The organism is Streptomyces sp. CA-251387 (genome assembly GCF_050936625.1).
Lineage (GTDB): Bacteria > Actinomycetota > Actinomycetes > Streptomycetales > Streptomycetaceae > Streptomyces.
The window spans coordinates 1,846,357-1,872,776 of record NZ_JBNJMJ010000001.1; the positions used below are offsets into that span (position 1 = coordinate 1,846,357).

At 71.6% G+C, this 26,420-nt stretch carries 23 protein-coding genes and 1 tRNA gene; 13 read left to right on the plus strand and 11 right to left on the minus strand.

The features are described from left to right. Positions 1-60: 60 nt before the first annotated feature. The gene (gene corA / locus ACQEV2_RS08110) at positions 61-1,059 is read left to right on the plus strand and encodes a magnesium/cobalt transporter CorA (RefSeq protein WP_433038062.1); all 999 of its coding nucleotides are present in this window, start codon (positions 61-63) and stop codon (positions 1,057-1,059) included. Positions 1,060-1,084: 25 nt separating this feature from the next. Here corA and ACQEV2_RS08115 read toward each other — a convergent pair whose 3' ends face one another. Together ACQEV2_RS08115 and ACQEV2_RS08120 are read right to left on the minus strand one after the other, a co-directional pair. After that, on the minus strand, positions 1,085-1,873 hold the full coding sequence (locus ACQEV2_RS08115) for a ferritin-like domain-containing protein (protein WP_433038064.1): 789 nt from the start codon (positions 1,871-1,873) through the stop codon (positions 1,085-1,087). 232 nt (positions 1,874-2,105) lie between these two features. Then, complete coding sequence (locus ACQEV2_RS08120; RefSeq protein WP_433038066.1) at positions 2,106-3,161, minus strand: LLM class F420-dependent oxidoreductase; 1,056 nt, start codon at positions 3,159-3,161, stop codon at positions 2,106-2,108. Between the two features lie 186 nt (positions 3,162-3,347). Between ACQEV2_RS08120 and ACQEV2_RS08125 the strand changes: the two genes are divergently transcribed. Together ACQEV2_RS08125 and ACQEV2_RS08130 are read left to right on the plus strand one after the other, a co-directional pair. After that, a complete protein-coding gene (locus ACQEV2_RS08125) occupies positions 3,348-4,331 on the plus strand; it encodes an aldo/keto reductase (protein WP_433038068.1) in 984 nt (327 codons plus the stop codon). Beyond that, the gene (locus tag ACQEV2_RS08130) at positions 4,328-6,814 is read left to right on the plus strand and encodes a helix-hairpin-helix domain-containing protein (protein WP_433038070.1); all 2,487 of its coding nucleotides are present in this window, start codon (positions 4,328-4,330) and stop codon (positions 6,812-6,814) included. Before ACQEV2_RS08125 ends, ACQEV2_RS08130 begins: the two co-directional genes overlap by 4 nt. Before the next feature lie 197 nt (positions 6,815-7,011). On the opposite strand, the gene ACQEV2_RS08135 is transcribed toward ACQEV2_RS08130, so the two are convergent. Beyond that, entirely contained in the window at positions 7,012-7,716 is a 705-nt protein-coding gene (locus tag ACQEV2_RS08135) for a hypothetical protein (protein WP_433038072.1), read from the minus strand. Between the two features lie 47 nt (positions 7,717-7,763). Here ACQEV2_RS08135 and ACQEV2_RS08140 point away from each other — a divergent pair, with 47 nt between their 5' ends. Continuing rightward, positions 7,764-7,952 (plus strand): DUF5703 family protein, encoded by a 189-nt coding sequence (locus tag ACQEV2_RS08140; protein ID WP_005485166.1) that lies wholly within the window; start codon positions 7,764-7,766, stop codon positions 7,950-7,952. Between the two features lie 162 nt (positions 7,953-8,114). Here the strand turns inward: ACQEV2_RS08140 and ACQEV2_RS08145 are convergent, their stop codons facing one another. The 3 genes from ACQEV2_RS08145 to ACQEV2_RS08155 all read right to left on the minus strand — a co-directional run bounded on the left by ACQEV2_RS08145 (position 8,115) and on the right by ACQEV2_RS08155 (position 10,818). After that, on the minus strand, positions 8,115-8,930 hold the full coding sequence (locus ACQEV2_RS08145; protein ID WP_433038076.1) for a chaplin family protein: 816 nt from the start codon (positions 8,928-8,930) through the stop codon (positions 8,115-8,117). A gap of 171 nt (positions 8,931-9,101) precedes the next feature. Then, the gene (chpH, locus tag ACQEV2_RS08150) at positions 9,102-9,335 is read right to left on the minus strand and encodes a chaplin ChpH (RefSeq protein WP_433038078.1); all 234 of its coding nucleotides are present in this window, start codon (positions 9,333-9,335) and stop codon (positions 9,102-9,104) included. 157 nt (positions 9,336-9,492) lie between these two features. After that, positions 9,493-10,818, minus strand: a complete 1,326-nt coding sequence (locus ACQEV2_RS08155; RefSeq protein ID WP_433038080.1) for a M20/M25/M40 family metallo-hydrolase — start codon at positions 10,816-10,818, stop codon at positions 9,493-9,495. Between the two features lie 188 nt (positions 10,819-11,006). On the opposite strand from ACQEV2_RS08155, the gene ACQEV2_RS08160 reads away from it, so the two are divergent. The 4 genes from ACQEV2_RS08160 to ACQEV2_RS08175 all read left to right on the plus strand — a co-directional run bounded on the left by ACQEV2_RS08160 (position 11,007) and on the right by ACQEV2_RS08175 (position 17,039). After that, positions 11,007-11,092, plus strand: a tRNA-Leu gene (locus ACQEV2_RS08160). Positions 11,093-11,362: 270 nt separating this feature from the next. Further along, on the plus strand, positions 11,363-15,229 hold the full coding sequence (locus ACQEV2_RS08165; protein WP_433038082.1) for a Pls/PosA family non-ribosomal peptide synthetase: 3,867 nt from the start codon (positions 11,363-11,365) through the stop codon (positions 15,227-15,229). 78 nt (positions 15,230-15,307) lie between these two features. Then, on the plus strand, positions 15,308-16,651 hold the full coding sequence (locus tag ACQEV2_RS08170; RefSeq protein ID WP_433038084.1) for a M1 family metallopeptidase: 1,344 nt from the start codon (positions 15,308-15,310) through the stop codon (positions 16,649-16,651). A 13-nt stretch (positions 16,652-16,664) separates the two neighbouring features. Continuing rightward, positions 16,665-17,039, plus strand: a complete 375-nt coding sequence (locus ACQEV2_RS08175) for a YchJ family protein (protein ID WP_433038086.1) — start codon at positions 16,665-16,667, stop codon at positions 17,037-17,039. A 16-nt stretch (positions 17,040-17,055) separates the two neighbouring features. On the opposite strand, the gene ACQEV2_RS08180 is transcribed toward ACQEV2_RS08175, so the two are convergent. After that, positions 17,056-17,415 carry a hypothetical protein gene (locus ACQEV2_RS08180; protein ID WP_433038088.1) on the minus strand — a complete coding sequence of 120 codons (360 nt, stop codon included), beginning with the start codon at positions 17,413-17,415 and terminating at the stop codon, positions 17,056-17,058. Beyond that, positions 17,412-18,113: a FadR/GntR family transcriptional regulator gene (locus ACQEV2_RS08185; RefSeq protein WP_433038090.1), complete on the minus strand. Its 702-nt coding sequence runs from the start codon at positions 18,111-18,113 to the stop codon at positions 17,412-17,414. Before ACQEV2_RS08185 ends, ACQEV2_RS08180 begins: the two co-directional genes overlap by 4 nt. A gap of 137 nt (positions 18,114-18,250) precedes the next feature. On the opposite strand from ACQEV2_RS08185, the gene ACQEV2_RS08190 reads away from it, so the two are divergent. From ACQEV2_RS08190 to ACQEV2_RS08210, 5 genes are all read left to right on the plus strand, one after another. Further along, positions 18,251-18,769, plus strand: a complete 519-nt coding sequence (locus tag ACQEV2_RS08190; RefSeq protein WP_433038092.1) for a gluconokinase — start codon at positions 18,251-18,253, stop codon at positions 18,767-18,769. Positions 18,770-18,863: 94 nt separating this feature from the next. Then, entirely contained in the window at positions 18,864-20,276 is a 1,413-nt protein-coding gene (locus ACQEV2_RS08195; RefSeq protein ID WP_433038094.1) for a GntP family permease, read from the plus strand. A 19-nt stretch (positions 20,277-20,295) separates the two neighbouring features. After that, entirely contained in the window at positions 20,296-21,060 is a 765-nt protein-coding gene (locus ACQEV2_RS08200) for an SDR family oxidoreductase (RefSeq protein WP_433038096.1), read from the plus strand. Positions 21,061-21,074: 14 nt separating this feature from the next. Further along, the gene (locus ACQEV2_RS08205) at positions 21,075-22,100 is read left to right on the plus strand and encodes an L-idonate 5-dehydrogenase (protein ID WP_433038098.1); all 1,026 of its coding nucleotides are present in this window, start codon (positions 21,075-21,077) and stop codon (positions 22,098-22,100) included. A gap of 137 nt (positions 22,101-22,237) precedes the next feature. Continuing rightward, a complete protein-coding gene (locus ACQEV2_RS08210; protein WP_433038100.1) occupies positions 22,238-23,443 on the plus strand; it encodes a hypothetical protein in 1,206 nt (401 codons plus the stop codon). Here the strand turns inward: ACQEV2_RS08210 and ACQEV2_RS08215 are convergent. The 3 genes from ACQEV2_RS08215 to ACQEV2_RS08225 all read right to left on the minus strand — a co-directional run bounded on the left by ACQEV2_RS08215 (position 23,354) and on the right by ACQEV2_RS08225 (position 26,399). After that, entirely contained in the window at positions 23,354-23,977 is a 624-nt protein-coding gene (locus ACQEV2_RS08215) for a cytochrome b/b6 domain-containing protein (protein WP_433038102.1), read from the minus strand. The two genes, ACQEV2_RS08210 and ACQEV2_RS08215, sit on opposite strands and share 90 nt — an antisense overlap. After that, complete coding sequence (locus ACQEV2_RS08220) at positions 23,961-24,707, minus strand: molybdopterin-dependent oxidoreductase (protein ID WP_433038104.1); 747 nt, start codon at positions 24,705-24,707, stop codon at positions 23,961-23,963. The genes ACQEV2_RS08215 and ACQEV2_RS08220 overlap by 17 nt, the downstream gene beginning before the upstream one ends. 144 nt (positions 24,708-24,851) lie before the next feature. Then, complete coding sequence (locus tag ACQEV2_RS08225; RefSeq protein WP_433038106.1) at positions 24,852-26,399, minus strand: APC family permease; 1,548 nt, start codon at positions 26,397-26,399, stop codon at positions 24,852-24,854. Positions 26,400-26,420 lie beyond the last annotated feature (21 nt).

The window sequence follows — 26,420 nt, forward strand, 5'->3', positions numbered from 1 at the left end:
CGCCCAGCGTAGGCGCACCAGGGGGTGCGTCCGCGGGCGGACGGCGGGAGAATACGCTCCGTGATCGTCGACTGCGCCATCTACCGGGACGGGCGCCGGACGGAAGGGCCGGAGGACCTCTCCGACGCCCTGGATCTGTGCCGTCTGCAGGACGACGCGTTCGTCTGGATCGGCCTGTACGAGCCCACGGAGACGGAGTTCGACAAGGTCACCGAGGAGTTCGGACTGCACCCGCTGGCCGTGGAGGACGCCCTCAAGGCGCACCAGCGGCCCAAGCTGGAGGTGTACGACGACTCGCTGTTCATGGTCCTCAAGCCGGTCGGGTACGAGCCGAAGAGCGACATCGTCTCCTCCGGCGAGGTCATGGTCTTCATCGGCGACTCGTTCGTGGTGACCGTCCGGCACGGCGAGGAGGCGCCGCTCGGGACGGTACGGCGCCGTCTGGAGCACGAGCCGGAGATGCTCCGGCACGGTCCGACGGCGGTGCTGTACACGATCGCCGACGCCGTGGTCGACCACTATGTGGACGTGGCCGACGAGTTGGGCACCGACCTGGAGGAGCTGGAGGCGGAGGTGTTCTCGCCGGTCGGCGGCAGCTCCCGGCACACGGCGTCCCGCATCTACGCCTTCAAGCGGCAGATCCTCGAGTTCCGCAGGGCCACCGGCCCGCTGGCGCAGCCGCTGTCCCGGCTCGCGGGCACGGGACTGTTCGGTGCGGGCGTGCCGTTCGTGCACGAGGAGGCGCAGCCCTTCTTCCGCGACGTGAGCGACCACCTCACGCGCGTGAACGAGGCGGTGGAGGGCCTGGACCGGCTGGTCTCCGACGTCCTCGCGGCGCATCTGGCGCAGATGAGCGTCCGGCAGAACGACGACGTGCGGAAGATCTCCGCGTGGGCGGCCATGGCCGCGATCCCCACGATGATCGCGGGGATCTACGGGATGAACTTCGAGCACATGCCGGAGCTGACCTGGGCCTGGTCGTATCCGGCGCTGATCGCGGGCATGGCCGCCGTCGAGGTGCTGCTGTACCGGCTGTTCAAGAGCCGGGGCTGGATGTAGGTCAGGAGCCGGGGCTGGATGTGGGTCAGGCGAACTCGGGCGCCGACGTGGCGGGTCCGCCGAGGGCGTCGCGCCGTTCCGGCATCTTCAGGGAGACCATGCGCCGCCAGCCCGCGAACCGCTCCCAGGCGTACACGGCGTGGATGCCGGCGGCGAGCAGCGCCGCCTTGGGCCGCGGCCAGCCGAGGATGCGGCCCATGTGGTCCATGACCGCGAGGCTGACGTCCCGGTAGATCCGGATCTCGGCGAGCGCGCACTCGCGCAGTGTCCGCTGGATGGCCCGGCCGTGCCCCTGGGCCGCGAAGCGCAGGAGTTCCTCGTGACAGTAAGCGAGGTGGTTGTCCTCGTCGTTGGAGATCTGCTTGACCGCGCGGCCGATGTCGGGGTGGTCGGCGAAGTGTTTGCGCAGCAGCTCCATCTGCTCGGAGGCGCGCTGTTCGGTGACGCGGCTGTGCGACAGGTAGGTGACGATGTCCTGGACGGTGAGGGGTTCGTCGCTCTTGAGCTTGTCGTGGGCCAGGCCGATGCCGTGCTGCTCCAGCAGCATCGTGTAGTCGGTCTCGGGCGGGACAGGGACCGGTTCGAGGCCCCGCTTCTTCAGCAGGGCGTTGAAGATCCGCCCGTGCTTGTCCTCGTCCGCGCCGTGCCGGGTGATCTTGGGCGCGAGAGAGCGTTCGCTCTCCGGGACGAGCGCGGCGATGCGGGCGTTCTCCCAGCCGCCCTGCGACTCGCCGCTGGCCGCAATGGAGCAGAACAGGCGGAAGGACTCGTCGTTGTCGAGGATCTCCTGGAACAGACTCTTGGCCGAAAGCATCGTTGGGCACCTCTCTGCAGGATTCCGCAAAGAACGAGTCAAATGCGGTGAGAGAGGTGCTGCAACAGTTGTGTCGCACAACTCCGCCGAAAGAATGACCACCGGGGTCACGACGGAGGCGTAACCGCACGGCCACGCGCGCGTTGTTCTGCTTGACGGCCGTGGCGGGGAAGACCCCCGAGCCCCCACCACGGCCGTAGAAAATCCCCGCTCTGGCGCACTTCGCCCCGTGTCACGCCAGTCCGGCGCGCTCCAGGGCCTCGGTGCCGGCTCGGAGCGAAGCGATCCGCTCGTCGAGGGTGAAGCCGGCGGGGGCGAGGCTGAGGGTGGTGACTCCGGCCGCCGCGTACTCCTTCATCCGGTCCGCGATGCGGTCCACGGAACCGAGCAGCGTCGTCTGGTCGATCAGCTCGTGCGGGATCGCGGCGGCGGCGCCCTGCTTGTCGCCGGACAGGTACTTCTCCTGGACCTCGGCGGCCGCGGCCTCGAACCCCATCCGCTGCGCGAGCTGGTTGTAGAAGTTCTGCTTGGCGCTGCCCATGCCGCCCACGTACAGCGCGGTGTAGGGACGGAAGGTGTCGGCGAGCGTGGTCACGTCCTTGTCCTCGCCGACGGCCAGCGGGAGCGTCGGGCAGACGTCGAACCCGTCGAGGGTCTTACCGGCCTTCTCGCGCCCCGCGCGCAGGTGGCGGATCGTGGTCTCCTCGAGGTGCGCGGCGGAGGGGAAGATCACGAGGGCGCCGTCGGCGATCTCACCGGTCTGTTCGAGGTTCTTGGGGCCGATGGCAGCGATGTACAGCGGGATGTGCTCGCGCTGCGGGTGCACGGTCAGCTTGATCGGCTTGCCGGGGCCGCCGGGCAGGGGCAGCGTCCAGTGCTGACCGTCGTACGTCAGGCGCTCACGCGTCATCGCCTTCCGTACGATCTCGACGTACTCACGCGTGCGTGCCAGCGGCTTGTCGAACTTGACGCCGTACCAGCCCTCGGAGACCTGCGGCCCGGAGACGCCGAGGCCGAGGCGGAAGCGGCCGCCGGAGAGCGAGTCGAGGGTCGCGGCCGTCATCGCGGTCATCGCCGGCTGGCGGGCCGGGATCTGGAAGATGGCGGAGCCGACGTCGATGCGCTCGGTCTGGGCGGCGACCCAGGAGAGCACGGTGGCCGCGTCCGAGCCGTACGCTTCGGCGGCCCAGCACACGGCGTATCCCAGCCGGTCGGCCTCCTGGGCGACGGCGAGATTGTCCGCGTCCATTCCGGCACCCCAGTAGCCGAGGTTGATCCCGAGCTGCATGGCGGATTCCCCTTACCGATCAGTAACGTCCCTTGTGGGCCCGACCATAGCGCGGGGGACGTGCCACCGGGAGGCCGGTGTGGCGGGCGTCGCCCACCCGGCCCGCGGCATCCCCGGTCACCGTCCTGGAAACTGGTCATCCACAGGCCCCCACATGGCAGGTTCTGGCCAGTAATCTCGGCGTTCATGGAGCAGAGGCATCTCGGCCGCACCGGCCTGCGCGTGTCCAGGATCGGGCTCGGCACCCTCACCTGGGGCAGGGACACCGACGAGCACGACGCCGCGGACCTCCTGAAGACGTTCTGGGAGGCGGGCGGCACCCTCGTCGACACGGCCGACGTGTACGGCGACGGAGAGGCCGAGTACCTGCTCGGCCGGCTCATAGAAGGGCTGGTCCCGCGCCGGGACCTGGTGATCTCGACGAAGGCGGGCAGCGTTCCCGACCCGGACCGCCGCTTCGACGGCTCGCGCGGCCATCTGCTCTCCGCGCTGGACGCCTCGCTGGCCCGGCTCGGCACGGACTACGTCGACGTCTGGCACGTCCACGCCTACGACCCGTACACACCGCTGGAGGAGACCCTCCAGGCCCTCGACCTGGCGGTCAGCAGCGGACGCGCCCGCTACGCCGGCGTCTCCAACTTCTGCGGCTGGCAACTCGCCAAGGCGGCGACGTGGCAGCTCGCGGCCCCCGGTATGCGGACCCGGCTGGCGAGCACGCAGCTGGAGTACTCACTGCTCCAGCGCGGCGTGGAGCGCGAGGTGCTGCCGGCCGCGCTCGATCTGGGCATCGGACTGCTGCCCTCGTCCCCGCTCGGCCGGGGTGTGCTCACCGGCAAGTACCGCAACGCGACGCCGCCGGACTCACGGGGTGCCTCCGAGCACCTCGCCCCCTTCGTCGCGCCGTACCTCGACGACACGGCGACCCGCATCGTGGACGCGGTGCAGACGGCGGCCGACGGGCTGGCCGTGACCCCGCTCCAGGTCGCCCTCGCCTGGGTCCGCGACCGGCCCGGCGTAGCGGCGCCCGTCATAGGCGCGCGCAACTCACAGCAGCTCACGGCGGCATTGTCAGTGGAGGCCCTTAGTCTTCCTGACGAGATCTGCCGGGCGCTCGACGATGTGTCGGCGCCCGTGCACCGCTATCCCGATCACGACTGGAGCACGCTGTGAGCACGGAGCCGCCCGAGACCACGGAGAACACCGAGCCGGTGCCGCCGGGGGCCGCGACGGAGGGCGGGGCGCCGGGGGCCGGGGGTGCAACTGCCTCTGGGGGGCAGGAATCCGGCGACGGTACGGATTTGGTAGCCGGAGGGACCGAGGGCAGCGGTGAGGAAGCTGCGGCTTCGGCGTCCGGCGGCGAGGGCGGGGACGGCGGGGCTGTGGTCCCTGCGGCCGAGTCCGGCGGCAGCGACGGCGATGCCGCGGCGCAGTTGTCGGAGGCCGAGGCCGAGATTGCCGCCCAGCGGATCGAGCGGGAGCGGATCGAGCGGCGGAAGGCGGAGAAGAAGGCGCCCGTGGAGAGCGGGGCCAAGCTCAGCGGGAAGGCTGCTGATCTGCTCGCTGCCGTACGTGCCGTGGAGAGCGGCGCCAAGCCGGTGGCCAACGTCTTCAGGGAGCCGGAGCCGCCACGGCGCCCCGCCCCGGAGCCGGTACGCCGGCCGCAGCCTGTGGCGGCCGAGACGCCTGCGGCCCCCGCGCCGGAGACCCTCGAAGTGGTGCGGCGCGTACTGGCCGACGGCGGTGCCCCGGAGGCTCTCGCCCCGCAGGTCGCCGCGGTGCTCGGCGAGGGCGCGGGCGACCGGCTGCGGGCGGACCCCTGGCAGTTGCTGCGCGTCGGTGGCGTACGGCCGGAGCAGGCCGACGGGTTCGCGCGGGCGCTGCTCGGCGCGGAGTGCGGACCGGACGACGAACGGCGCGGCCGGGCGGTCACCGTCTGGCTCCTGGAGCAGGCGGCGCTGGCCGGGCACACGGCCCTGGAACTGCCGACGCTCACCGCGGCGCTGGCTCAACGGGGTGTGCCGGACGCCGATACGGCCGTACAGAACACCCTGGCCGAGGGCGAGGCCCTGGCCTTCCAGGACGCCCTGGACGAACCCGGTGCCCCGGCCCGGCGGGACGACGAGGCGGCGGAGGACGAGGAGCGGCCGGTCCGTGTCCTCGTCGGCCTGGAGCAGTACGCCCTCGCGGAGGAGAGCCTCGCCGACGGACTGGCCCGCCTGATCAACTCGGTGCCGAAGCAGGACGGTTCGGCCGAGGAGTGGGAGCGGGCCGCGGCCGCGGCGGGCCCCGCCGCCGACCTGATCCGCGCGGTCTCGGCACACGGCCTGGTCCTCCACACCGGCGGAGAGGCGTCCCTCACGGAACCGGCGGCACTGCTGCACGCGGCGCAGCGCCTCGGACTGCGGGCCTGGGCCGCCACGCACAGCCCGCTCGGCCGGGACCGCTTCTCGGCGCTGCTGAGCGGCGGCGACCGGCCTGGCGGGACGGCGTCGACGGGGACGGAGCCGGACGGCCGCACGCTCAGCAGAGCCGCGTCATACGGCGACACACCGCCGGAGACCGCGCCGCATGCCTCCACGCCCACCGGCACCGGCCCGGGCAACCGCGCCCCCGCCGGACCCACGTCCTACGCCGCCGCCCCGGCGGAGTCCGCTCCCTCGGCCTCCGCGGCCGATCCCGGCGCCCCGACCGGACTGCCCGGTGTCGTCACCGTGGCCGGTCTGCTCTCCGGTGCCGAAGGGCCCGGCCGGGACGTGGACGGGGCGCTGGATCTCGATCTGCTCGTCCTGCTCGACGCGCCGCAGTTGGACGTCGAGACGGCGGCGCTGCTCACGGAGTCGCTGCCGGACGGGGCCCGGCTGGTGCTGGCCGGGGATCCGGCGGTGCTGTGGTCGGCGGGCCCCGGGCGGGTGTTCGCCGATCTGCTGGCGGCACGGATCTGTCCGCAGATCGCCTCACGGCGGCCGGACCCCGGCCCGCTGGGCGAGCTGGTGTCCGGCATCGGCATCGGCGAGCTGAACCAGGTCGAGGCGCCCGGCAAGGAGGTCGTGATCGTGCCCGTGCGGGACGCGGGCGAGGCCGTGCACCGTACCGTGCAGCTGGTCGCGGACTCGGTGCCGCGCGCGATCGGCGTCCCGGCCGAGGAGACCCAGGTGATCACGCCGGGCCACGGCGGCGCGGCCGGCACGCGCGCCCTCAACGCCGCGCTCAAGGAGCGGCTCAACCCGGGACCGGGCCGTTTCGGCGGCTTCGACCCCGGTGACCGCATCGCCTACTCCCCCGCACCGGGCCGTACGGTGCCGGGCCATGTGGTGAAGGCCGACGCCGAGGGACTGCACCTGTCCTGCGCGGGCGAGGCCGTCGTCGTACCGAAGGAACGGGTGGAGCAGTCCGTACGGCACGGCTGGGCCCTGACCGCACACCAGGCGGTGGGCTGCCGATGGCCGGCGGCCGTCGTGGTTCTGCCGGGCGACGCGGCCCAGGCCCTCAGCCGCCCGTGGGTCTACACGGCCTTCAGCCGCGCCGACCGCCACCTCTCCGTGGTCCATGGCGCGGAACAGGCCCTCCCCCGCGCCGTCGCCGAGATCCCGGCGAAGCCACGCACGACCCGCCTCCCGGTCCTGCTCAGCCCCCAGGTGCCGTCGCTGGACTGACCGATCCGCTCCGAGAAGCGCGGATCAGCCAACCCAAAGGGGCGCGGGGAACTGCGCGTCAACCACACACGACCCGCAGCCGCGCATTCACCGAAGACACCACGGCGAGACCGCACACACCACGACGGCGACGGTCACGGACGAACACCGTGACCGCCGCCGTCGAAACCAACCGCGCCGGCGCGACGCGCCCCGCGCTACCGGTCCACGTCCAGCGGCTCCAGATCCTCGTCCTCGTCCAACTCGGTATCGAGGTCGTCCTCAAGATCGTCAACGTCGTCGGTCTCGTCACCGACTTCACCGATCTCGTCGTCGAACACCGCACTCACGTCGAACCGGCAGACCACCCGCTGCGGATCGATCCCCTCGAAGGGCATCTCCAGCCACTCCCCCGGCTCGGCCGACTCGTCCGCGGCGGTCACCCAGAGCGTGGAGTCGCCCTCCTCCAGGCCGAACTCCTTGTGCCGGGAGGCGATCTCGTCCGGCTCGAACTCGCCGAACAGCACGCCCAGCGCCCCGTGCACGGTGCCGGCGGCCTCCGCGCCCTCGTCGTCCGCCGCCTCGATCCGCTCGGCCTGCGCCAGCAGCCGCTGTGGCTCCACCACGGCGTAGTCGCGGCGGATCAGCACGCTCAGCGCGTTCGGTTCCTCGGGGCCCGTGTACGGCGGCAGGGCGTCCTCCGCACCGGGGATCTCGAAGGGGGTGACCTCGTCGTAGCGGTCGTAGAGCAGCTCGTCGTAGGTCTCGGCGGCCGCGGCCAGCTGGTTGAACGCCTCGTAGACGGCCGGGTCGTCCTCACCCGACCGGCGTTCGACCGCGGCCAGGTGGCGGTCGAGCGCGGTCTTGACCGCCTCGGCGGCGGCGCGTACCTCGGCAGCGGTGGGCTGCACAGCATCAGACATAGTGCAGACGCTATCCGTACGGGGCCCCAGCCCGCACAATAGATGCGATGCCGGAATACGAATTTGTCGACGTGTACGTACCGCGCGGGGTCTCCCGCAAGGACGCCACACGCCTGCTGACGGACCATGCCGAGTACGGACACTGGGAGTTGGACCGCCTGAGCCTGCTGCGCGACGGGAGCCGCCGGGTGCGGCTGCGCCGCAGGATCATCCGCCAGGTGCGGGCCACGTGGTGAGCTGAGGCGACAGGAAGACAGCGAGACGAGCACAGCAGGACGAGTCGGGGACAGCAGAGGTAGGAAGCACCACACGGAGCGGGCCCCGCAGCAGTGGGGCCCGCTCCGTTCGTACCGGATGGCTACGCCTCGTACCGGATGGCTACGCCCTGCTCCGACGCCCTACTGCGCCGCCCGTGCCTTGCGGTAGAGCACCGCGCCCGCGAGCAGCGCCCCCGCGCCGACCGGGAGGACGAGGCCCATCGGCAGGTCACTGCCGGTCTGGGCGAGCTGTGCGTCGCCCTCGGGCTGGGTGACGAAGTGCGCGCCCGACTGGTTCCCGTGCGAGGAGCCGCCGCCCGGCGTCACGTCGCCCGTGCCGGGCGGCGTGCTCGGGGTGCCGGGGTGGCCCGGCTCGTCCGGGTTCTGCGGGCTTCCGGGGTTCTCCGGGTTCCCTGGGTTGCCCGGCTGCCCGGGGTTACCGGGGTTGCCCGGCTGCTCCGGCGACCCGGGCGGGTTCTCGTGGCCGCCGCCCGGCGGGGTGTGGGCCCCGCCGCCGTTGTTGGCGCAGTCGTTGCCCTCGGTGGAGTTGCCGATGCCGATGATGTCGACGCTGTTGCCGCACACGTTGACCGGCACGTGGATCGGCGCCTGCACGTGGTTGCCGGAGCCGACGCCGGGCGAGTCACTGGCGTGCCCGCCGGCCGACGCACCGCCACCGCCGGCGTCGTCGTGGCCGGCCGACGCGCCGCCGCCCTGGTTGGCGCAGCTGTTGCCGATCGCCGGGTTGAGCACCCCGACGACGTTGACCGTGTTGCCGCAGACGTTGACCGGCGCGTGCACCGGCGCCTGCACCGTGTTGCCCGACAGCACGCCGGGCGAGTTCGAGCTGGAGCCGCTCGCCCCCGAGCCGGTCGCGTGGGCGGCGCCGCTCGCGGCGGCGAGGACGCCGGTGGCGGCCGCCACGGTCATCAGGCCCTTGCGGGTGACCTGTCGCATTGCTGATTTACCTGCCTTCGACCTTGTTCCGAAAAGACGACGCCGGAATGACGCCGGATTGTCGATGTCAGGACGTTCCGGCGTTCCGAAAAAGGCCGGTCGGCCCCGGAGCGCATGGCACGCGCTCCGGGGCCGACGGGCTCAGCCCCTTTCACGGGGCGAGGCACAACGTCACTTGTTGATGCAGGTGTTGCCGAAGGCGGGGTTCAGCAGCCCGATCACCGAGATCGTGTTGCCGCAGACGTTCACGGGGACGTGAACCGGGGCCTGAATGACATTGCCGGACGCGATGCCCGGGGAGTGCACCGCGGCACCCTGGGCACCGGCGTCGGCAACGGCGAGGCCCGCGCCCGCGAGAACCAGGCCACCAGTGGCAGCCGCAGCGGCGACGACCTTCTTGATCATTATTCCTCCTTGTTGGCAATGCGATCACAAGTAGCTGATCGCATCACCTGTAACGAGGAGGAACTAATAGGGCTACGACCTTATGAGCGCGTTCACCCTCCCCGGTCACGTCCAGCACGTCTGGACGATTACTGAAGTGTCGTTTCAGTGGCCCAATTCAGGACGCATCGATGAACCGGTCCAGCACCCGCACCCCGAATTTCAGCCCGTCCACCGGTACCCGCTCGTCGACGCCGTGGAACATGCCCGCGAAGTCCAGCTCCGGCGGCAGCTTCAGCGGTGCGAAGCCGAAGCCGCGGATGCCGAGGTCGTCGAAGGACTTGGCGTCGGTGCCGCCGGAGAGCATGTAGGGGATCGCCTTGGCGGTCGGGTCCTCGGCGAGCAGCGCCGACTGCATCGCCTCGACCAGCGAGCCGTCGAAGGAGGTCTCCAGGGCCTTGTCGGAGTGCACGTCCTCGCGCCGCACCTTCGGGCCGAGGATCCGGTCGAGGTCGGCTAGGAACTCCTCCTCGTGCCCGGGCAGGAAGCGCCCGTCGACGTGCGCGGTGGCCTCGCCGGGGATGACGTTCACCTTGTAGCCGGCGCCCAGCTGCGTCGGGTTGGCCGTGTTCCTCAAGGTCGCGCCGATGAGCTTGGCGATACCGCCGAGCTTGGCGAGCGTCGCCTCCATGTCCTCCGCGTCGAGCTCGACACCGAGGGCGTCACCGAGTTCGTCGAGGAAGGCGCGGGTCGTCTTGGTGACCCGCACGGGGAACTGGTGCCGCCCGAGCCGCGCGACGGCCTCCGACAGCTCGGTGATCGCGTTGTCCCGGTGGATCATCGACCCGTGGCCCGCCGTGCCGGCCACGGTCAGCTTCATCCAGTGCATGCCCTTCTCGGCCGTCTGGATCAGATAGAGCCTGCGCTGCTCGTTCACGGTGAACGAGAACCCGCCCACCTCGCTGATCGCCTCGGTGACGCCCTCGAAGAGGTCCGGGTGCTTGTCGACGAGGAACCGGGCGCCGTACTTGCCACCGGCCTCCTCGTCCGCGAGGAACGCGAGGACGATGTCCCGCGGCGGCCTGCGCCCGCTGCGCAGCCGGTCGCGGACGACCGCCAGGGTCATCGCGTCCATGTCCTTCATGTCGACGGCTCCACGCCCCCACACGCACCCGTCCGTGACCTCGCCGGAGAAGGGGTGGTGGGTCCAGTCGTCGGCGTTCGCCGGTACGACGTCGGTGTGCCCGTGGATGAGCAGCGCCGGCCGGGAAGGGTCCTCGCCCTCGATGCGGGCCACGGTGGAGGCGCGCCCCGGGTGCGACTCGAAGATCTTCGGCTCGAGCCCCACCTCGGCGAGCTTCTCCGCGACGTACTCGGCCGCCTTGCGCTCACCGGGCCCCGAGTGGTCGCCGTAGTTGCTGGTGTCGATCTGGATCAGCTCGCGGCAGAGGTCCACGACCTCGTCCTCGCCGGTGACGCCCCTGGCCGTGTCCGTGTCGCTCACGCTGCTTCCTCCCGCGCTGTCCCTGCTGGTGGTCCCCCTCATCCTCCCCCTCCACCCGGCCCCGCCCAAGACCGGCGGCGCCCCGTCACACGCCGTTCACGCCACGACGGGGGGTGATCGGGGCACCCCACGAAGCCTGGTAATGTTTCCTTCGTCGCCGCGAGGGAAACCCCGCACGACAGACACCTTGTCCGGGTGGCGGAATGGCAGACGCGCTAGCTTGAGGTGCTAGTGCCCTTTATCGGGCGTGGGGGTTCAAGTCCCCCTCGGACACACGAAATGGCGAGGGCCGTGACCATGAGGTCGCGGCCCTCGGCCGTTGTGTGGGGCAAGTCTCGTTCCGCCGAAGATCACCAGGTCAGCGCCTGCCTCCCCCGCCCCGCGCCACCCCGATCGGGTGCTCCGAGTGGCGTATCGAAGGGGCCGAACCTAGCTTCGTACTAAAATTTCCGGCTTGTTACGGAGCTGGAGCCGGACAACCCCAGGCAGACCTGCGGGCCCGCCAGCGCCCCGGAGGCTTCCGGGATCGAGACGCGAGGACCGGATGGCAGCCATTCAGGAGAGCGACGCTCTCGGCCTGCTCGACGAAGAGCTCGGGGCGGAGATCCACCAGCAGTTCGGGGACACGGCACGTTTTTCCGGGGGCCAGGCGGCCTCGCCGCGCACGCTCGTCGATGTCTTCGAGGCGTCCGTGCGGTCGCATCCGGAGGAGCCGGCCCTGGACGACGGCACGACGTGCCTGACCTACCGTGAACTCGCCGTCGAGGTCGAGCGCCTGCGGTGCGGGCTGGCCGGGGCGGGGGTCGGGCTCGGGGATCGGGTCGGGGTGCGGGTGCCGTCCGGGACCAATGAGCTCTACGTCGCGATTCTCGCCGTGCTCGCGGCCGGCGCCGCTTATGTGCCGGTCGACGCCGAGGACCCGGACGAGCGGGCCGAGTTGGTGTTCGGGGAGGCTGATGTCCGGGCCGTCATCGGGGCCGGGCACGAGATCGCCGTGCATGGCGTCTCCGAGGTTCCCGCCGCCCGGCCCGGCGTCGAGCACGACGCGTGGATCATCTTCACCTCCGGCTCCACCGGGAAGCCGAAGGGCGTCGCCGTCTCTCACCGCAGCGCCGCCGCGTTCGTGGACGCCGAGGCGGCGCTGTTCCTCACCGACGAGCCGATCGGGCCCGGGGACCGGGTCATGGCAGGGCTGTCGGTCGCGTTCGACGCGTCCTGCGAGGAGATGTGGCTGGCGTGGCGGTACGGCGCCTGTCTGGTGCCGGTGCCGCGTGCGCAGGTCAGGAGCGGGGCCGATCTGGGGCCCTGGCTGGTCGAGCAGGAGATCACCGTGGTGTCCACGGTTCCCACGCTGGCCGCGCTGTGGGAGCCCGAGGCGCTGGGCGACGTACGGCTGCTGATCTTCGGCGGTGAGGCCTGCCCGCCCGAGCTGGCGCAGCGGCTGGTGACCGAGGGGCGCGAGGTCTGGAACACGTACGGGCCGACCGAGGCGACCGTGGTGGCCTGCGCCTCGCTGATGAGCGGTGCGGAGCCGATCCGGATCGGGCTGCCGCTGAACGGCTGGGAACTGGCGGTCGTCGACGAGGCCGGGGAGCCGGTGCCGATGGGCGGCAGCGGGCAGTTGGTGATCGGCGGGATCGGGCTGGCCCGGTATCTGGATGCCGAGAAGGACGCGGAGAAGTACGCACCGCTGGAGTCTTTGGGGTGGGACCGCGCGTATCGCAGTGGTGACCTCGTCAAGGCGGAGCCCGAGGGGCTGATCTTCCTCGGGCGGGCCGACGAGCAGATCAAGCTCGGCGGGCGGCGGATCGAGCTCGGTGAGGTGGACGCCGCGCTGCAGGCGCTGCCCGGGGTCGCCGGTGCGGCCGCCGCCGTGCGGACCGCCCGCAGCGGCAACCAGCTGCTCGTCGGGTACGTCGTCACCCAGGACGGGTGGCATCAGGCGGCCGCAGTCGAGAAGCTGCGCGCCGAACTGCCCGCCGCACTGGTGCCGTTGCTCGCGCCGGTCGAGGAGCTGCCCACGCGGACCTCCGGCAAGGTCGACCGGAACGCGCTGCCCTGGCCCCTGGAGGGCCTCGAAGCGGGCGGTCCCGCCGAGCAGTTGTACGGCACCGAGGCCTGGCTCGCCGAGCAGTGGACCGAGGTGCTCGGCATCCCCGTCACCAGTGCCTCCGACGAGTTCTTCGCGATCGGCGGCAGCAGTCTGGCCGCCGCGCAGCTGACGACGCGGCTGCGGACCCGCTACCCGAGCGCGGCCGTGCTGGACATCTACCAGCAGCCGGTGCTGCGCAAGCTGGCCCGGCGGCTGGAGGAGTCCGCGCAGGGGGATGGGGCGGAGCGGGTCGTCGCGCCCGTGCCACGGCGCGCTCAGGCGATCCAACTCCTGCTTCTGGTCCCACTGTTCACCCTGCTCGGGCTGCGCTGGACCGTCGCGCTGGCCGCGCTCGGGAATCTGCTGCCCGCCTACGGGTGGCTGCCGACGGCCCCTTGGTGGCTCGTCGCGGTCGGTGCCGTCGCCCTGTTCAGTCCGCCGGGGCGGCTCGCGCTGGCCGCCGGTGGCGCGCGGCTGCTGCTCAGGGGCGTGAAGCCCGGCCGGTATCCGCGGGGTGGCGGCGTGCATCTGAGGCTGTGGACCGCCGAGCGGCTCGCCGAGTTCAGTGGGGCGACCTCGCTGACCGGGGCGTGGCTGGAGCGGTACGCGCGGGCGTTGGGCGTCAAGGTGGGGCCGGACGTGGACCTGCACTCGCTGCCGCCGGTCACCGGGCTGCTCAAGCTGGGGCGGGGCGCGGCCGTCGAGTCCGAGGTGGACCTGTCCGGGTACTGGCTGGACGGGGACCGGCTGGAGATCGGCGCGGTGAAGGTGGGCGCGCATGCCGTCGTCGGCACGCGCAGCGTGCTCTTCCCGGGTGCCCGGGTGGGCAAGCGGGCCGAGGTGGCGCCGGGCTCGGCGGTCACGGGGCAGATCCCCACCGGTCAGCGGTGGGCGGGAGCGCCCGCGGTCAAGCTGGGCAAGGCCAAGCGCAACTGGCCCAAGGAGCGGCCGCGGCGGGGCACGTACTGGGGTGTGATGTACGGCGTCACCGGCTTCACGCTGACCGCGCTTCCCGTGCTGGCAGGGCTGGCCGCCTTCCTCGTGGCTCAGGTGTTCTTCACGCCGGACGCGCCCCTGACGGGCGCCGCACTGGCCCTCGTACCGGCGACGCTCGCCTACGGGGTGACGTACGCGCTGCTGCTCCTGATAGCCGTACGGCTGCTGAGCCTGGGGCTGCGCGAGGGGACGTATCCGACGCACGGCCGGGTCGGCTGGCAGGCCTGGACGGTCACGCAGTTGATGGACCGCTCGCGGGAGACGCTGTTCCCGCTGTACGCCGGGCTGGTCACGCCGGTCTGGCTGCGGCTGCTCGGGATGCGGATCGGCAAGGGTGCCGAGGTGTCGACCGTGCTGGCGCTGCCCAGTCTGACCACGGTCGGCGAGGGCGCGTTCCTGGCCGACGACACGCTGACCGCGCCGTACGAGCTCGGCGGGGGCTGGATGCGGATCGGGCGGGCGGAGATCGGGCGGCGGGCTTTTCTCGGTAACTCGGGAATGACGGCGCCGGGGCGGACCGTGCCGGACGGCGGGCTGGTCGGCGTGCTGTCGGCGACACCGAAGAAGGCCAAGAAGGGGACGTCGTATCTGGGGCTGCCGCCGGTCAGGCTGCCGCGCGCCGCGGCCGACGGCGACCAGAGCAGGACGTACGAGCCGCCTTCGCGCTTGCTGTGGGCGCGCGGTCTGGTGGAGCTGTGCCGGATCGTGCCGGTGTTCTGCTCGGCGGGGCTGGCGGTGCTGACGGTGGCGGCGCTGTGTGCGCTGGGGGTGTGGGCGCCGCTGCTGTCCGGGCTGGTGCTGCTCGGGGCGGGGGCCGTGGCCGGTGTCGTGTCGATCGTGGCGAAGTGGCTGCTGGTGGGGCGGCATCACAGCGGTGAGCATCCGCTCTGGTCCGCCTTCGTGTGGCGCAACGAGCTGGCCGACACCTTCGTCGAGGTGCTCGCCGTGCCGTGGCTGGCGGGCTCGGTGCCGGGTACGCCGGTGATGACGGCGTGGCTGCGGGGGCTGGGCGCGCGGATCGGCAAGGGCGTGTGGGTGGAGAGCTACTGGCTGCCGGAGACGGATCTGGTGACGTTGGAGGACGCGTCCACGGTGAACCGGGGTTGTGTGCTCCAGACGCACCTCTTCCACGACCGGATCTTGCGGACGGATACTGTGGTCCTCCGTGAGGGCGCGACGCTGGGTCCTGGCGGGATCGTCCTGCCCGGCAGCGCGATCGGGGCCCGTACGACGCTGGGTCCCGCGTCGCTGGTCATGGCGGCGGAGTCGGTCCCCGACGACACCCGTTGGCTCGGCAATCCGATCGAGGCATGGCGTCCCTGAGCGCGGCCCACTCGGGGCCGGAGAGCCATGGGCCGGCACTTCAGTGGCAGCAGTACGGCGCAGGGAGCACAGACAGCAGTGGCAGTTCAGCAGACGGCGGGCGCGGACCCGTACTTCCCGGAGCACGGCGACCCCCGGTACCGGGTGCACCGGTATGAGCTCGCGCTGGACTACCGCCCGGGACCGAACCGGCTGTCGGGGTCGGCCCGGATCAACGCCATAGCGGGACGGGCGCCGCTGACGGAGTTCGTGCTGAACCTGGCCGACTTCAAGATCGGGCGGGTCCGGGTCGACGGACGGCAACCGCACTACACCCACCGCGGCGGCAAGCTGCGCGTCCGCCCGGCCAAGCCGGTCCGTGCCGGGGCGGCCTTCACGGTCGAGGTGCACTGGTCGGGCAACCCCAAGCCGGTGAACAGTCCCTGGGGCGGGCTCGGTTGGGAGGAGCTGGAGGACGGGGCGCTGGTGGCGAGCCAGCCGATCGGGGCGCCGTCGTGGTACCCGTGCAACGACCGGCCCGCCGACAAGGCCTCGTACCAGATCTCGGTCACCACGCCGTCGGCGTACGCGGTGGTGGCGGGCGGGCGCCTGCTGACCCGGACGACGAAGGCGTCCACGACCACCTGGGTGTACGAACAGGCCGCGCCGACGTCCAGCTATCTGGTCGGGCTGTCGATCGGCAAGTACCAGACGGTGCTGCTGGGCGACCCCGGCCTGGGCGGCGTACCGCAGCACGGGCACATCCCGGCGCATCTGCTGCCGGAGTTCTCCCGGGACTTCGCGCGCCAGCCGCAGATGATGGACCTGTTCCAGGAGCTGTTCGGGCCGTACCCGTTCGACGAGTACGCGGTCGTGGTGACCGAGGAGGAGCTCGACGTTCCCGTCGAGGCACAGGGGTTGTCGCTGTTCGGCGCCAACCACGTGGACGGTGCGCGGGGTTCAGAGCGGCTGGTCGCGCACGAGCTGGCGCACCAGTGGTTCGGCAACAGCGTGTCCATCGCGGACTGGCGGCACATCTGGCTGAACGAGGGGTTCGCCAAGTACGCGGAGTGGCTGTGGTCGGAGCGTTCGGGCGGCCGTACGGCCCAGCAACTCGCCGCCGCCGCACACCGGTTGCTGTCGTCACTGCCGCAGGATCTGCGGCTGGCGGATCCGGGCCGGAAGTCGATGTTCGACGACCGGTTGTACGAACGCGGGGGCCTCGTCCTGCACGCGGTGCGCTGCGCGATGGGCGACATCGCCTTCTTCCGCATGCTGCGCGCGTGGGGGCAACTGCACCGGAACGGCACGGTGACGACCCAGGCCTTCACCTCACACGTGGCCCGCTTCGCGACCGAGCCGGTGGAGGAGCTGTTCGAGGCGTGGGTGTACGGGGCGGCCTTGCCGCCGCTGCCCGGGGCCGAGACGCGGGCGGCCGTCTAGGAGAATGACCGGCATGACCACGCGTTCCTGCCCGTGCGGGCTGTTCGAGCCCTACGACAAGTGCTGCGGCCGCTACCACTCCGGCACCGCCGCCGCGCCCACCGCCGAGGCGCTCATGCGGTCGCGGTACAGCGCGTTCGTCAAGGGCGATGTGGCGTACCTGCTGCGGACCTGGCATCCGCGGACACGGCCCGCACGGCTGGATCTCGATCCGGGGATGCGGTGGACCGGACTGGAGATCCTGGGAACGACGGACGGGTCGGCGTTCCATACCACCGGGACCGTGACGTTCCGGGCCTCGTTCCGGGGCGGGTCGCTGCATGAGCGGAGCCGGTTCGAGCGGGTCGGTGGGGCGTGGGTGTACGTCGACGGGGAGTTCCTGGACTGAGGGGCTGCCCTGCGGTCTAGGCGGGGGTCCTGCGTCCCGGCGGGAACTCGTTGCCGTCGCGGTCGGAGACCGTGGCGAAGAAGGATGTCGCCCAGATGGTCAGGCAGTCGGGCTCGTGGACCGTCTCGAACGGGTGGTCGTTCCACGTGCCGTACGAGGTGACGTACACGGCCTCCCCGGGCTCGAGCCAGTAGTCCTGGCCGAAGGGCTCCAGCCACAGCTGCAACGGCCTTTCGCCGCTGTTCTGCACCAGCATCGGCACCGGGTTGCCCAGCCGCCTGATGGCCTCGAAGCCGAGATCCCCGGCGTCGGGCATGTTCACCTTCAGCGGCTTCATGATCCGGTCGAGGCCCAGGCGTCGGCCCGCTTCTGTCATGGCGCCAGGATGTCCAGTTCCTGGAGGGCGCCGACCGTGATCTCGCGGGTCAGGTGTTCCGCGCGGCCCGCGTCGCCCGCGCGGACCGCCTCCGCGACCTGGACGTGCAGCGTCACGGCGGCCGGGTCGGGGTCCTCGAACATGACCTCGTGGTGGGTGCGGCCCGCGAGGACCTCGGCGACGACGTCGCCCAGGCGGGCGAACATCTCGTTGCCGGAGGCGTTGAGGATCACCCGGTGGAAGGCGACGTCGTGGACGAGGTAGCCCTCCAGTTGGTGGCCGCGTGAGTGGGCGACCATGCCGAGGGCGCACTCGGTGAGTTCGGCGCACTGGTCGGCGGTGGCGTGCTTCGCGGCCAGGCCCGCCGCCACTGGCTCGATCGCCGAGCGCAGGACCGTGAGCGAGCGCAGTTGCTGCGGGCGGTCGGCGCCGGCGAGGCGCCAGCGGATGACCTGGGGGTCGTAGACGTTCCACTCGGACTTGGGGCGCACCGTGACGCCCACGCGGCGGCGGGACTCGACCAGGTGCATGGACTCCAGGACGCGGACCGCCTCCCGCATCACCGAGCGTGACACGTCGAAGCGCTGGGCCAGCTCGTCCGTGCGCAGGACACTGCCCGGCGGGTACTCGCCCGCGGTGATCGCGGGGCCGAGGGTTTCCAGTACATGGCCGTGCAGCCCCCGGCCCGGTGTGCTCATGCACTCAGCGTACGGGCCAGATCACGGGAACCAAAAGTCAGACTTATTCATCACAGGGCCTTGAATTCGTCGTACCTAATAGGTTTCAGTGGCGTCGACATCACGTGTCGACGAAGACAGCAGACAGTGAGGCAGCGATGAGTACCCCCCATGTCGTCGTGGTCATGGGCGTCGCGGGCACCGGCAAGACCACCATCGGTCCCCTGCTCGCCGCCCGGCTCGGCGTCCCGTACGCCGAGGGCGACGACTTCCACCCGCCGGCCAACATCGCCAAGATGTCGGCCGGCACCCCGCTCGACGACGCGGACAGGTGGCCGTGGCTCGACGCCATCGGCTCCTGGGCGCACGGGCGGGCCCGGCTCGGCGGGGTGGTCAGCTGCTCGGCGCTGAAGCGGTCGTACCGCGACCGGCTGCGGGCCGCCGCGCCCGGCGTCGTGTTCGTGCACCTCACGGGTGACCGGGCCCTCATCGAGGACCGGATGACGCAACGGCAGGGGCACTTCATGCCGACCGCGCTGCTGGATTCACAGTTCGCCACGCTCCAGCCGCTCCAGCCCGACGAGGCAGGAGTCGCCGTGGATGTCGCCGGCAGCCCGGAGGAGATCACCGAGCGGGCCGCCAAGGCGCTGGGCGACCTTCCCGGCTCAGCCCGGTAACACCCCCCGCAACACCGCAACACCCCCACCGCACCACCGCACCCCCCACGGCAGTACCCCCTTCCCCAACCCCCGTACCTGCAAGGGAACCCCCGTGACCAGACTCAGCGTCGAGATGCTGGCAGCGGACACCGTCGAGCCCATCACCTCGGCCGGCCACGCTCAGCTGGGCATCGCCGTCCTGGCGGGCATCGCCGTCATCGTCCTGCTCATCACCAAGTTCAAGCTCCACGCGTTCCTGTCCCTGACCCTCGGAACGCTCGTGCTCGGCGCGATCGCCGGGGCGCCGCTCGACAAGGCCATCGCCAGCTTCACCACCGGCCTCGGCACCACGGTCGCCGGCGTGGGCGTGCTGATCGCGCTCGGCGCGATCCTCGGCAAGATGCTGGCCGACTCCGGCGGCGCCGACCAGATCGTCGACACGATCCTCGCCAAGGCAGGCGGCCGTTCGATGCCGTGGGCGATGGTGCTGATCGCCTCCGTGATCGGTCTGCCGTTGTTCTTCGAGGTCGGCGTCGTCCTGCTGATCCCGGTCGTGCTGATGGTCGCCAAGCGCGGCAACTACTCGCTGATGCGCATCGGCATCCCCGCCCTCGCCGGCCTGTCCGTGATGCACGGCCTGGTCCCGCCGCACCCCGGCCCGCTGGTCGCGATCGACGCGGTCGGCGCCGACCTGGGCGTCACGCTGGCGCTCGGCGTCCTCGTCGCCATACCGACGGTGATCATCGCCGGCCCGCTGTTCTCGCGGTACGCGGCCCGCTGGGTGGACGTCCCGGCCCCGGACCGCATGATTCCGCAGCGCGCGTCCGAAGAAGCCGATGAATTGGGGAAGCGCAAGCTCCCCGGCTTCGGGCCCACGCTGATCACGATCCTCCTCCCCGTCGTCCTGATGCTCTCCAAGGCGCTGGTCGACATCGTCATCGACGACCCGGCCAACACCGTCCAGCGCGTCTTCGACGTCATCGGCTCCCCGATGATCGCGCTCCTCGCCGCCGTGCTCCTGGGCATCTTCACCCTGCTGCGGCCCGCCGGGTTCGGCAAGGAGCGGGTGTCGCCGCTCGTCGAGAAGGGCCTCGCGCCCATCGCGGGCATCCTGCTCATCGTCGGCGCGGGCGGCGGCTTCAAGCAGACGCTGATCGACACCGGCGTGGGTCAGATGGTCCTGGACATCTCCGAGGACTGGTCGATCCCGGCGCTGCTGCTGGCCTGGCTGATCGCGGTGGCGATCCGGCTGGCGACGGGGTCGGCGACGGTGGCTACGGTCTCGGCCGCCGGGCTCGTGGCACCGCTGGCCGCCGACATGTCGACGACGCACGCGGCCCTGCTGGTCCTCGCCATCGGAGCCGGCTCGCTCTTCTTCAGCCATGTCAACGACGCCGGATTCTGGCTGGTCAAGGAGTACTTCGGCCTGAACGTGGGCCAGACCATCAAGACCTGGTCCGTCATGGAGACGATCATCTCGGTGGTCGCGGGCGGTGTGGTCCTCCTGCTCTCGCTGATCATCTAGGGATACGAGGAGTACGACGATGACGGCTCACTCCCTCTTCGACATCAGCGGCCGCACGGCCCTGGTCACCGGCTCCAGCCGCGGCATCGGCCTCGCCCTCGCCCGCGGCCTGGCGGAGGCCGGCTGCACCGTGGTCCTCAACGGGCGGGACGGCGAACGCCTCACCAAGGCTGCCGCCGAACTGCCCGGGGACCGGGTCCACACGGCCGTGTTCGACGTGACCGACGGTCCGTCGGTGGCCGCCGGCATCGCGGAGGTCGAGGAGCGGGTGGGCCCGCTCGACATCCTGGTCAACAACGCGGGCATACAACTGCGCGCGCCTTTGCTCGAGTTCACGGACTCCGACTGGCACCGGATCCTGGACATCAACCTCACCAGCGCGTTCCTGGTCGGCCGCGAAGCGGCCCGGCACATGACGGAACGCGGCCACGGAAAGATCATCAACATCTGCTCGCTGCAGAGCGAGGTCGTCCGCCCCGGCATCGCGCCCTACGCCGCCACCAAGGGCGCGCTGAAGATGCTCACCAAGGGCATGTGCGCGGACTGGGGGCGGTACGGCGTCCAGGTCAACGGCCTCGGCCCCGGCTACATCGAGACCGAGCTCACCCAACCCCTCGTCGCGGACGAGGAGTTCAGTGCCTGGGTACGGCGGCGCACCCCGGCCGGGCGCTGGGGGCGTACCGAGGACCTGGTGGGCGGGGTGCTGTTCCTCGCCTCTCCGGCCGCGGACTTCGTCAGCGGACAGGTCCTGTACGTCGACGGCGGCATGACGAGCGTGCTGTGAAGGAGGCTTCGGGGATGCTCGGTTGTGTGATCCATGGTGAGGGTGACCTGCGGGTCGAGGAGCTGCCGTCGCCGGAGCCCGGCCCCGGGCAGGCCCTCGTCGCCGTTCGGTACGGCGGGGTCTGCGGATCCGACCTGCACTACTGGCGGCACGGCGGAGTCGGCGACTTCCGCATCGAGGAGCCGATGGTGCTCGGGCACGAGGTGGTCGGGACGGTGGTCTCGTACGGTGCCGGAGCATCAGGCCCGGCTCCGGGTACGGCTGTCGCGGTGCACCCGGCCACTCCGTGCGGGGTGTGCCCGGAGTGCGTGGACGGGCGGCGGAACGTCTGCCGGGACACCCGCTATCTGGGCAGCGCGGCACGATTCCCGCACGTTCAGGGCGGGTTCGCGACCCGAGTGACCGGACCGGCAGCACAGTTGAGGCCGCTCCCCGCCGGGCTGCCGCTGCGGCGGGCGGCCCTCGCCGAGCCGCTGTCCGTCGCGCTGCACGCCGTGCGGCGGGCCGGGGACGTGGCCGGGAGGCACGTCCTCGTCACCGGTGCCGGGCCCATCGGGTGCCTGGTGGTCGCGGCGGCGAAGGCGGCCGGTGCGAGTCGCGTGACGGTGACGGACCTGCTGCCCGCGGCCCTGCGGTACGCGCGCGTCGCCGGCGCCGACGTCCTCGTACGGGCCGACGATCCGGACGATGCCGGGTGGCCTTCCGAGGTGGACGTGGCGATCGAGGCGTCGGGGGTGGCGGCGGGGCTGGACACCTGTCTGCGGCTCGTGCGGCGCGGGGGTGTAGTGGTGCAGCTCGGGATGCTGCCGCCGGGGCGGAGTCCGTTCGCGGGGAACCTCGTCGTCAGCCGGGAGATCGAGCTGCGGGGGGCGTTCCGGTTCGACGCGGAGTTCGACGACGCGCTGGAACTGCTCGCCGCCGAGCCGTCGTTCGACGGGCTGGTCAGCGCGGTGGTGCCGGTGCGGGAGGCCGGGTCGGCGTTCGCGCTGGCCGCGGACCGGAGCACTTCCTGCAAGGTGCTGCTGGACTTCGGAGGCTGAACTTCCGCGCTGCTCGGCGCCCCAACTCACACCGACGTTCACATGAAGCGGCTTCCGCAGGGGCACTTTCGGCCCGATGATGAGGTGACCCCTGGTGGCTGCCACCGTGTTCGGGGGCGGGAACTTCGGGGGGCGTCATGGCGGTTTCCCTCGGGATGCGTATCTCGGGGCTGCTGGTCGTAGGGGCGGTGGCGGTGGCCGCCGCGGCCTTCACCACTGACGGGGGCGGCACGGCGGACGGCAGGGGCGGCGGGGGCACGATCGTCACCGCCGGGCCTTCGACCGGGCCTCGGAAGCCGCAGACCGGCTCGCCGAACTCCGCTCCTCCGGTACGGCCGAAGCCCGACGGGCACGCGACCGTGCCCGTGCCCACGGCCACGCCCAGCCGGCCCCGGAGCAGCGCGGCGAGCGAGACTCCGAGCCCCTCCCCCAGTCCCTCCATGAGTCAGAAGCTCCTCGAAGTCCCCACCTGGCTCCCGCCCGGCCCCGACTCGCCGAACACCGACGGCACCCCTGATCCGGCGAGCGTGTACGACCTGCTCCGCGCCCCCGCCGAGTGCCGGACCGCCCTGAACGTGGTTCCCCGGACGTCGGCCGACGCCGAGTGGACGCTGCTGCGCGGGCTGGCCACGACCTGCCTCGCCGTGCAGGGCGAGGGCGGCAGCTGGGAGCAGGCGGCGCGGGACCATGCCGCCCTGGCGGACAAGGCCGACACCTGCAAGGGCCGTGCCGCGTACACCGTGCTGGGCGGTCTCCTCGACTTCCACCGTCGGCATCCCGCTGCCACCGTCCGGCTGAAGCCCTCGTCCAGCGGCACGCCCGCAGCCTGCGGATTTCGGATCGCCGGGGTCGACGCGGGCAGCGACCGCGAGGCGCGGCCCGGCGAGGTGATCGGGATCGAGCTGGCGGACACGTACGTCGACCATGCCGAGCTGCTGCCGGACGTGGGCGTGAGCGTCGGTGGGCAGCAGGTGCCCGGGGCTCCCGTGCTGAGGTCCGAGTCGGGCGATCGGCTGGTGCTGTCCGTCGTCGTGCCGGTGCTGGAGCCGGGCTCCGTCGAGGTGACGGTCCGGTATGCCGGGACGGAGGTGCGCCTGCCGGCGGCCTTCAAGGTCGCCGCTCCCGAGGTGGTCCCGGAGCCGGACATGGGGGCTGAGACGCCTGCCGGTCCGGTGTCGCCGCTCGGTGCGGTGGTGATGTCCCCTGCCGATCCGGCGGAGTTCCCGACCGCATCGCCCCCGCCCCTCACTGCCTCAGGGCCGCCACAGGGGATGCTCCCGCTCGGCCCACTCCCGGCTCACCCTGCCGGTCCGCATGCCCCTGCGGGCCTCCGGATCGCCTAGTGCCATGCCGATGTGCCCGGCGAGGACGATGCCGATGGTCAGGGCCAGCCAGTCGTGGACGAACGTCGCGCTGGTGCGCCACACCAGGGGTGTGAGGTGGGTGAACCACATCAACAGCCCCGTGCCGAGCATCACCAGCGTCGCCCCGGCGATCCAGGCCGCATAGATCTTCTGTCCGGCGTTGAACTTGCCAGCCGGACGGGACGCGGCCCGCTTGTCACGGCGCAACGCGGCGCGCAGCCACACGCGGTCGGGCCGGCCGAAGCGGTTGAGGAAACCCAGGTCGGCGCGGAAGGCGCGGGAGGCGAGTCCGGCCAGGACGGGCACGGGCAGGGCGAGGCCGGCCCACTCATGGATCCGGACCACCAGCTCGCGGCGGCCGACGAGTTCGGCGAGCTGCGGGATGTAGAGGCAGGCGGCCGTCACCACGCACACGCCCATCAGCGCGGCCGTCGTACGGTGCACCCAGCGCTCGGCGCGGCTGAAGCGCCGCACGCTCGTGGCCCGGCCGGGTGCGTCAACTCGTAGGCTCATCGTCGCGTCCGTTCGAGCGGCCGACCCAGGCGTCGACGTCGTAGCCCCGTTCCTCCCAGTAGCCGGGCTTCACGTCCTCGGTGACGGTGATGCCGGAGAGCCACTTGGCGGACTTGTAGAAGTACATCGGCGCCACATAGAGGCGTACCGGGCCGCCGTGGGCGTGGCCCAGGTCCTTGTCCTGCATGCGCAGGGCGACGAGGACGTCGGAGCGGCGGGCCTGGTCGAGGGTGAGGCTCTCGGTGTACGTGCCGTCGAAGCAGGTGAAGCGCACCGCCCCGGCTTCCTTGCGCACTCCCGCGGCGTCGAGGAGCCGGGACAGGCGTACCCCCTCGAACGGTGTGTCGGGCACCCGCCAGCCGGTGACGCACTGCACGTCGCGCACGAGCCGGGTCTGCGGGAGGGCGCGCAGGTCGGCCAGGGTGTAGCTCCGGGGCTGGTCGACGAGGCCGTCGACCGTGAGGCGGTAGGTGGTGGCGTTCTTGCGGGGAACGGACGAGGCGACCGAGTAGTAGCGGAATCCGCCGCCGTTGGGCAGCAGGTCGGTCAGGCCGGTGGGGTCCTTGTCGGACGCGCTCGCGAGGAAGGACTCCAGGCCACGCTGCAGGGTGGGCGCGGTGACCACGCCGAGGGCGCCCAGGCCGAGGGTGCCGAGGAAGACGCGGCGGCCGATGGGTTTGCCCTTCTCCTCGCCCTCCGCTGCGGAGGCTTCGGGCTGTTCGGGGTTCACCAGTCCATTCGAACACCCGCGACCCGGGCGGGACCAGGAATCGCGGGTGCTCGTCAGGGTTCCGTAAGCACTTTTTACGGGACTCCTCTTGCGGGCCTCTTCTTACGGACCTCTTCTTACGGGACGCTCAGGAGTGGTCCTCCGCTACGGCGTCTCGGTGGCCGCCTTCTCCAGCTGGAACGCCTCGTTGCCGAGCCCGATGCGGGCGTGCCGCTCGGGGGCGCGGGAGCGCAGGAGCAGGCCCTGGGCCAGGCCGGCGGCCAGGGCGACGGCGATGACGGCGGGCAGGGCCCAGCTCAGGGACGAGCCGGGGCCCGCCCCGATCAGCACGTCGAAGTCCTTGACGGTGTAGACGACGATGAAGAGCAGCGCGAGGACGGCGAGCCCCGAGGCGGCCAGCCGCCAGAACTGGGCGGCGACCGCCCCGCGGCGGACGAAGAAGACGATGACGGAGACCGAGGCGGCGGCCATCAGAGCCGCGACGCCCAGCGCGCCCAGGCTGCCCATCCAGGTGAACAGGTGCAGGACCGGTGCGGTCGGGTCTCCGGTCGGCTTGTCGTCGGTGAGCGCGAAGACGGCGACGACCACGAGCGAGACCCCGGTCTGCAGCAGCGAACCCGTACCGGGCGCGCCGCTCGCGCCGCTGGTGCGGCCGAAGGCGGCGGGCAGCAGGCCCTCGCGGCCCATGGCGAAGGCGTAGCGGGCGACGACGTTGTGGAAGCTCAGCATCGCCGCGAACATGCCGGTCACGAACAGCACGTGCAGGACGTCGGTGAAGCCGGTCCCGAGCAGGTCCTCGGTGAGGAAGAACAGCAGCCCGGCGCTCTGCTCCTGAGCGGTGCCGACGATCGCCGAGGGCCCGGTGGCGACGGTGTACGCCCAGCAGCTGATCGTGTAGAACACCGCGATGCCGCCGATGGCAAGGAACATCACGCGAGGCACGAGGACGTGCGGGCGGCTGGTCTCCTCGGCGTAGACGGGGGCCTGCTCGAAGCCGAGGAAGGCGGCGACGCAGAAGCACAGGGCGGTGCCGATGCCCGCGCCGGTGAGGGTGTCCGGGTTGAAGGCGTGCAGCGAGAGCCCCTCCTTGCCGGGATCGCCGAGCGCGGCGACGTCGAAGATGACGACCAGGGCGACCTCGATGATCAGCAGAACGCCGAGCACGCGCGCGTTGAGGTCGATCTTCAGCCAGCCGAGCGCGCCGACGAGGAGCACGGCCAGGAGCGCCGGTATCCACCAGGCGACCTCGGTTTCGAGGTAGGTGGCGAAAAGTCCGGAGACCTCGAAGCCGAAGATGCCGTAGATGCCGACCTGGAGGGCGTTGTAGGCGACGAGCGCGACCATCGCGGCGCCGGCGCCGGCCGTGCCACCCAGGCCGCGGGAGATGTACGCGTAGAAGGCGCCGGCGTTGTGGACGTGGCGGCTCATCTCGGCGTACCCGACGCTGAAGAGCGCCAGCACGAGGCCGAGGATCACGAAGAGCAGCGGCTGTCCGACGACGCCCATCACCCCGAAGGTCGTGGGCATGACACCCGCGACCACCATCAGGGGTGCCGTGGCGGCGAGCACGGACAGCAGCAGGCCCGTCGTGCCCAGCCGGTCGGCGCGCAGGGCACGGTCCTGCCCCTTGAACGTACTGATGCCGCCACCGTCCGCGGTGGCTCTGCTGGTGCTGGAACTGCCCGTCGTCATCGCGTGACCGTCCTTCGGGGT

Coding starts and splice junctions, on each gene's coding strand:
- ACQEV2_RS08190 (WP_433038092.1), top strand. CDS start 18,251: ATGAGTACCCCCCATGTCGTCGTGGTCATGGGCGTCGCGGGCACCGGC.
- ACQEV2_RS08180 (WP_433038088.1), bottom strand. CDS start 17,415: ATGACAGAAGCGGGCCGACGCCTGGGCCTCGACCGGATCATGAAGCCG.
- ACQEV2_RS08165 (WP_433038082.1), top strand. CDS start 11,363: ATGGCAGCCATTCAGGAGAGCGACGCTCTCGGCCTGCTCGACGAAGAG.
- ACQEV2_RS08215 (WP_433038102.1), bottom strand. CDS start 23,977: ATGAGCCTACGAGTTGACGCACCCGGCCGGGCCACGAGCGTGCGGCGC.
- ACQEV2_RS08145 (WP_433038076.1), bottom strand. CDS start 8,930: ATGCGACAGGTCACCCGCAAGGGCCTGATGACCGTGGCGGCCGCCACC.
- ACQEV2_RS08120 (WP_433038066.1), bottom strand. CDS start 3,161: ATGCAGCTCGGGATCAACCTCGGCTACTGGGGTGCCGGAATGGACGCG.
- ACQEV2_RS08125 (WP_433038068.1), top strand. CDS start 3,348: ATGGAGCAGAGGCATCTCGGCCGCACCGGCCTGCGCGTGTCCAGGATC.
- ACQEV2_RS08200 (WP_433038096.1), top strand. CDS start 20,296: ATGACGGCTCACTCCCTCTTCGACATCAGCGGCCGCACGGCCCTGGTC.
- ACQEV2_RS08185 (WP_433038090.1), bottom strand. CDS start 18,113: ATGAGCACACCGGGCCGGGGGCTGCACGGCCATGTACTGGAAACCCTC.
- ACQEV2_RS08140 (WP_005485166.1), top strand. CDS start 7,764: ATGCCGGAATACGAATTTGTCGACGTGTACGTACCGCGCGGGGTCTCC.
- ACQEV2_RS08135 (WP_433038072.1), bottom strand. CDS start 7,716: ATGTCTGATGCTGTGCAGCCCACCGCTGCCGAGGTACGCGCCGCCGCC.
- ACQEV2_RS08210 (WP_433038100.1), top strand. CDS start 22,238: ATGGCGGTTTCCCTCGGGATGCGTATCTCGGGGCTGCTGGTCGTAGGG.
- ACQEV2_RS08115 (WP_433038064.1), bottom strand. CDS start 1,873: ATGCTTTCGGCCAAGAGTCTGTTCCAGGAGATCCTCGACAACGACGAG.
- chpH (WP_433038078.1), bottom strand. CDS start 9,335: ATGATCAAGAAGGTCGTCGCCGCTGCGGCTGCCACTGGTGGCCTGGTT.
- ACQEV2_RS08175 (WP_433038086.1), top strand. CDS start 16,665: ATGACCACGCGTTCCTGCCCGTGCGGGCTGTTCGAGCCCTACGACAAG.
- ACQEV2_RS08205 (WP_433038098.1), top strand. CDS start 21,075: ATGCTCGGTTGTGTGATCCATGGTGAGGGTGACCTGCGGGTCGAGGAG.
- ACQEV2_RS08225 (WP_433038106.1), bottom strand. CDS start 26,399: ATGACGACGGGCAGTTCCAGCACCAGCAGAGCCACCGCGGACGGTGGC.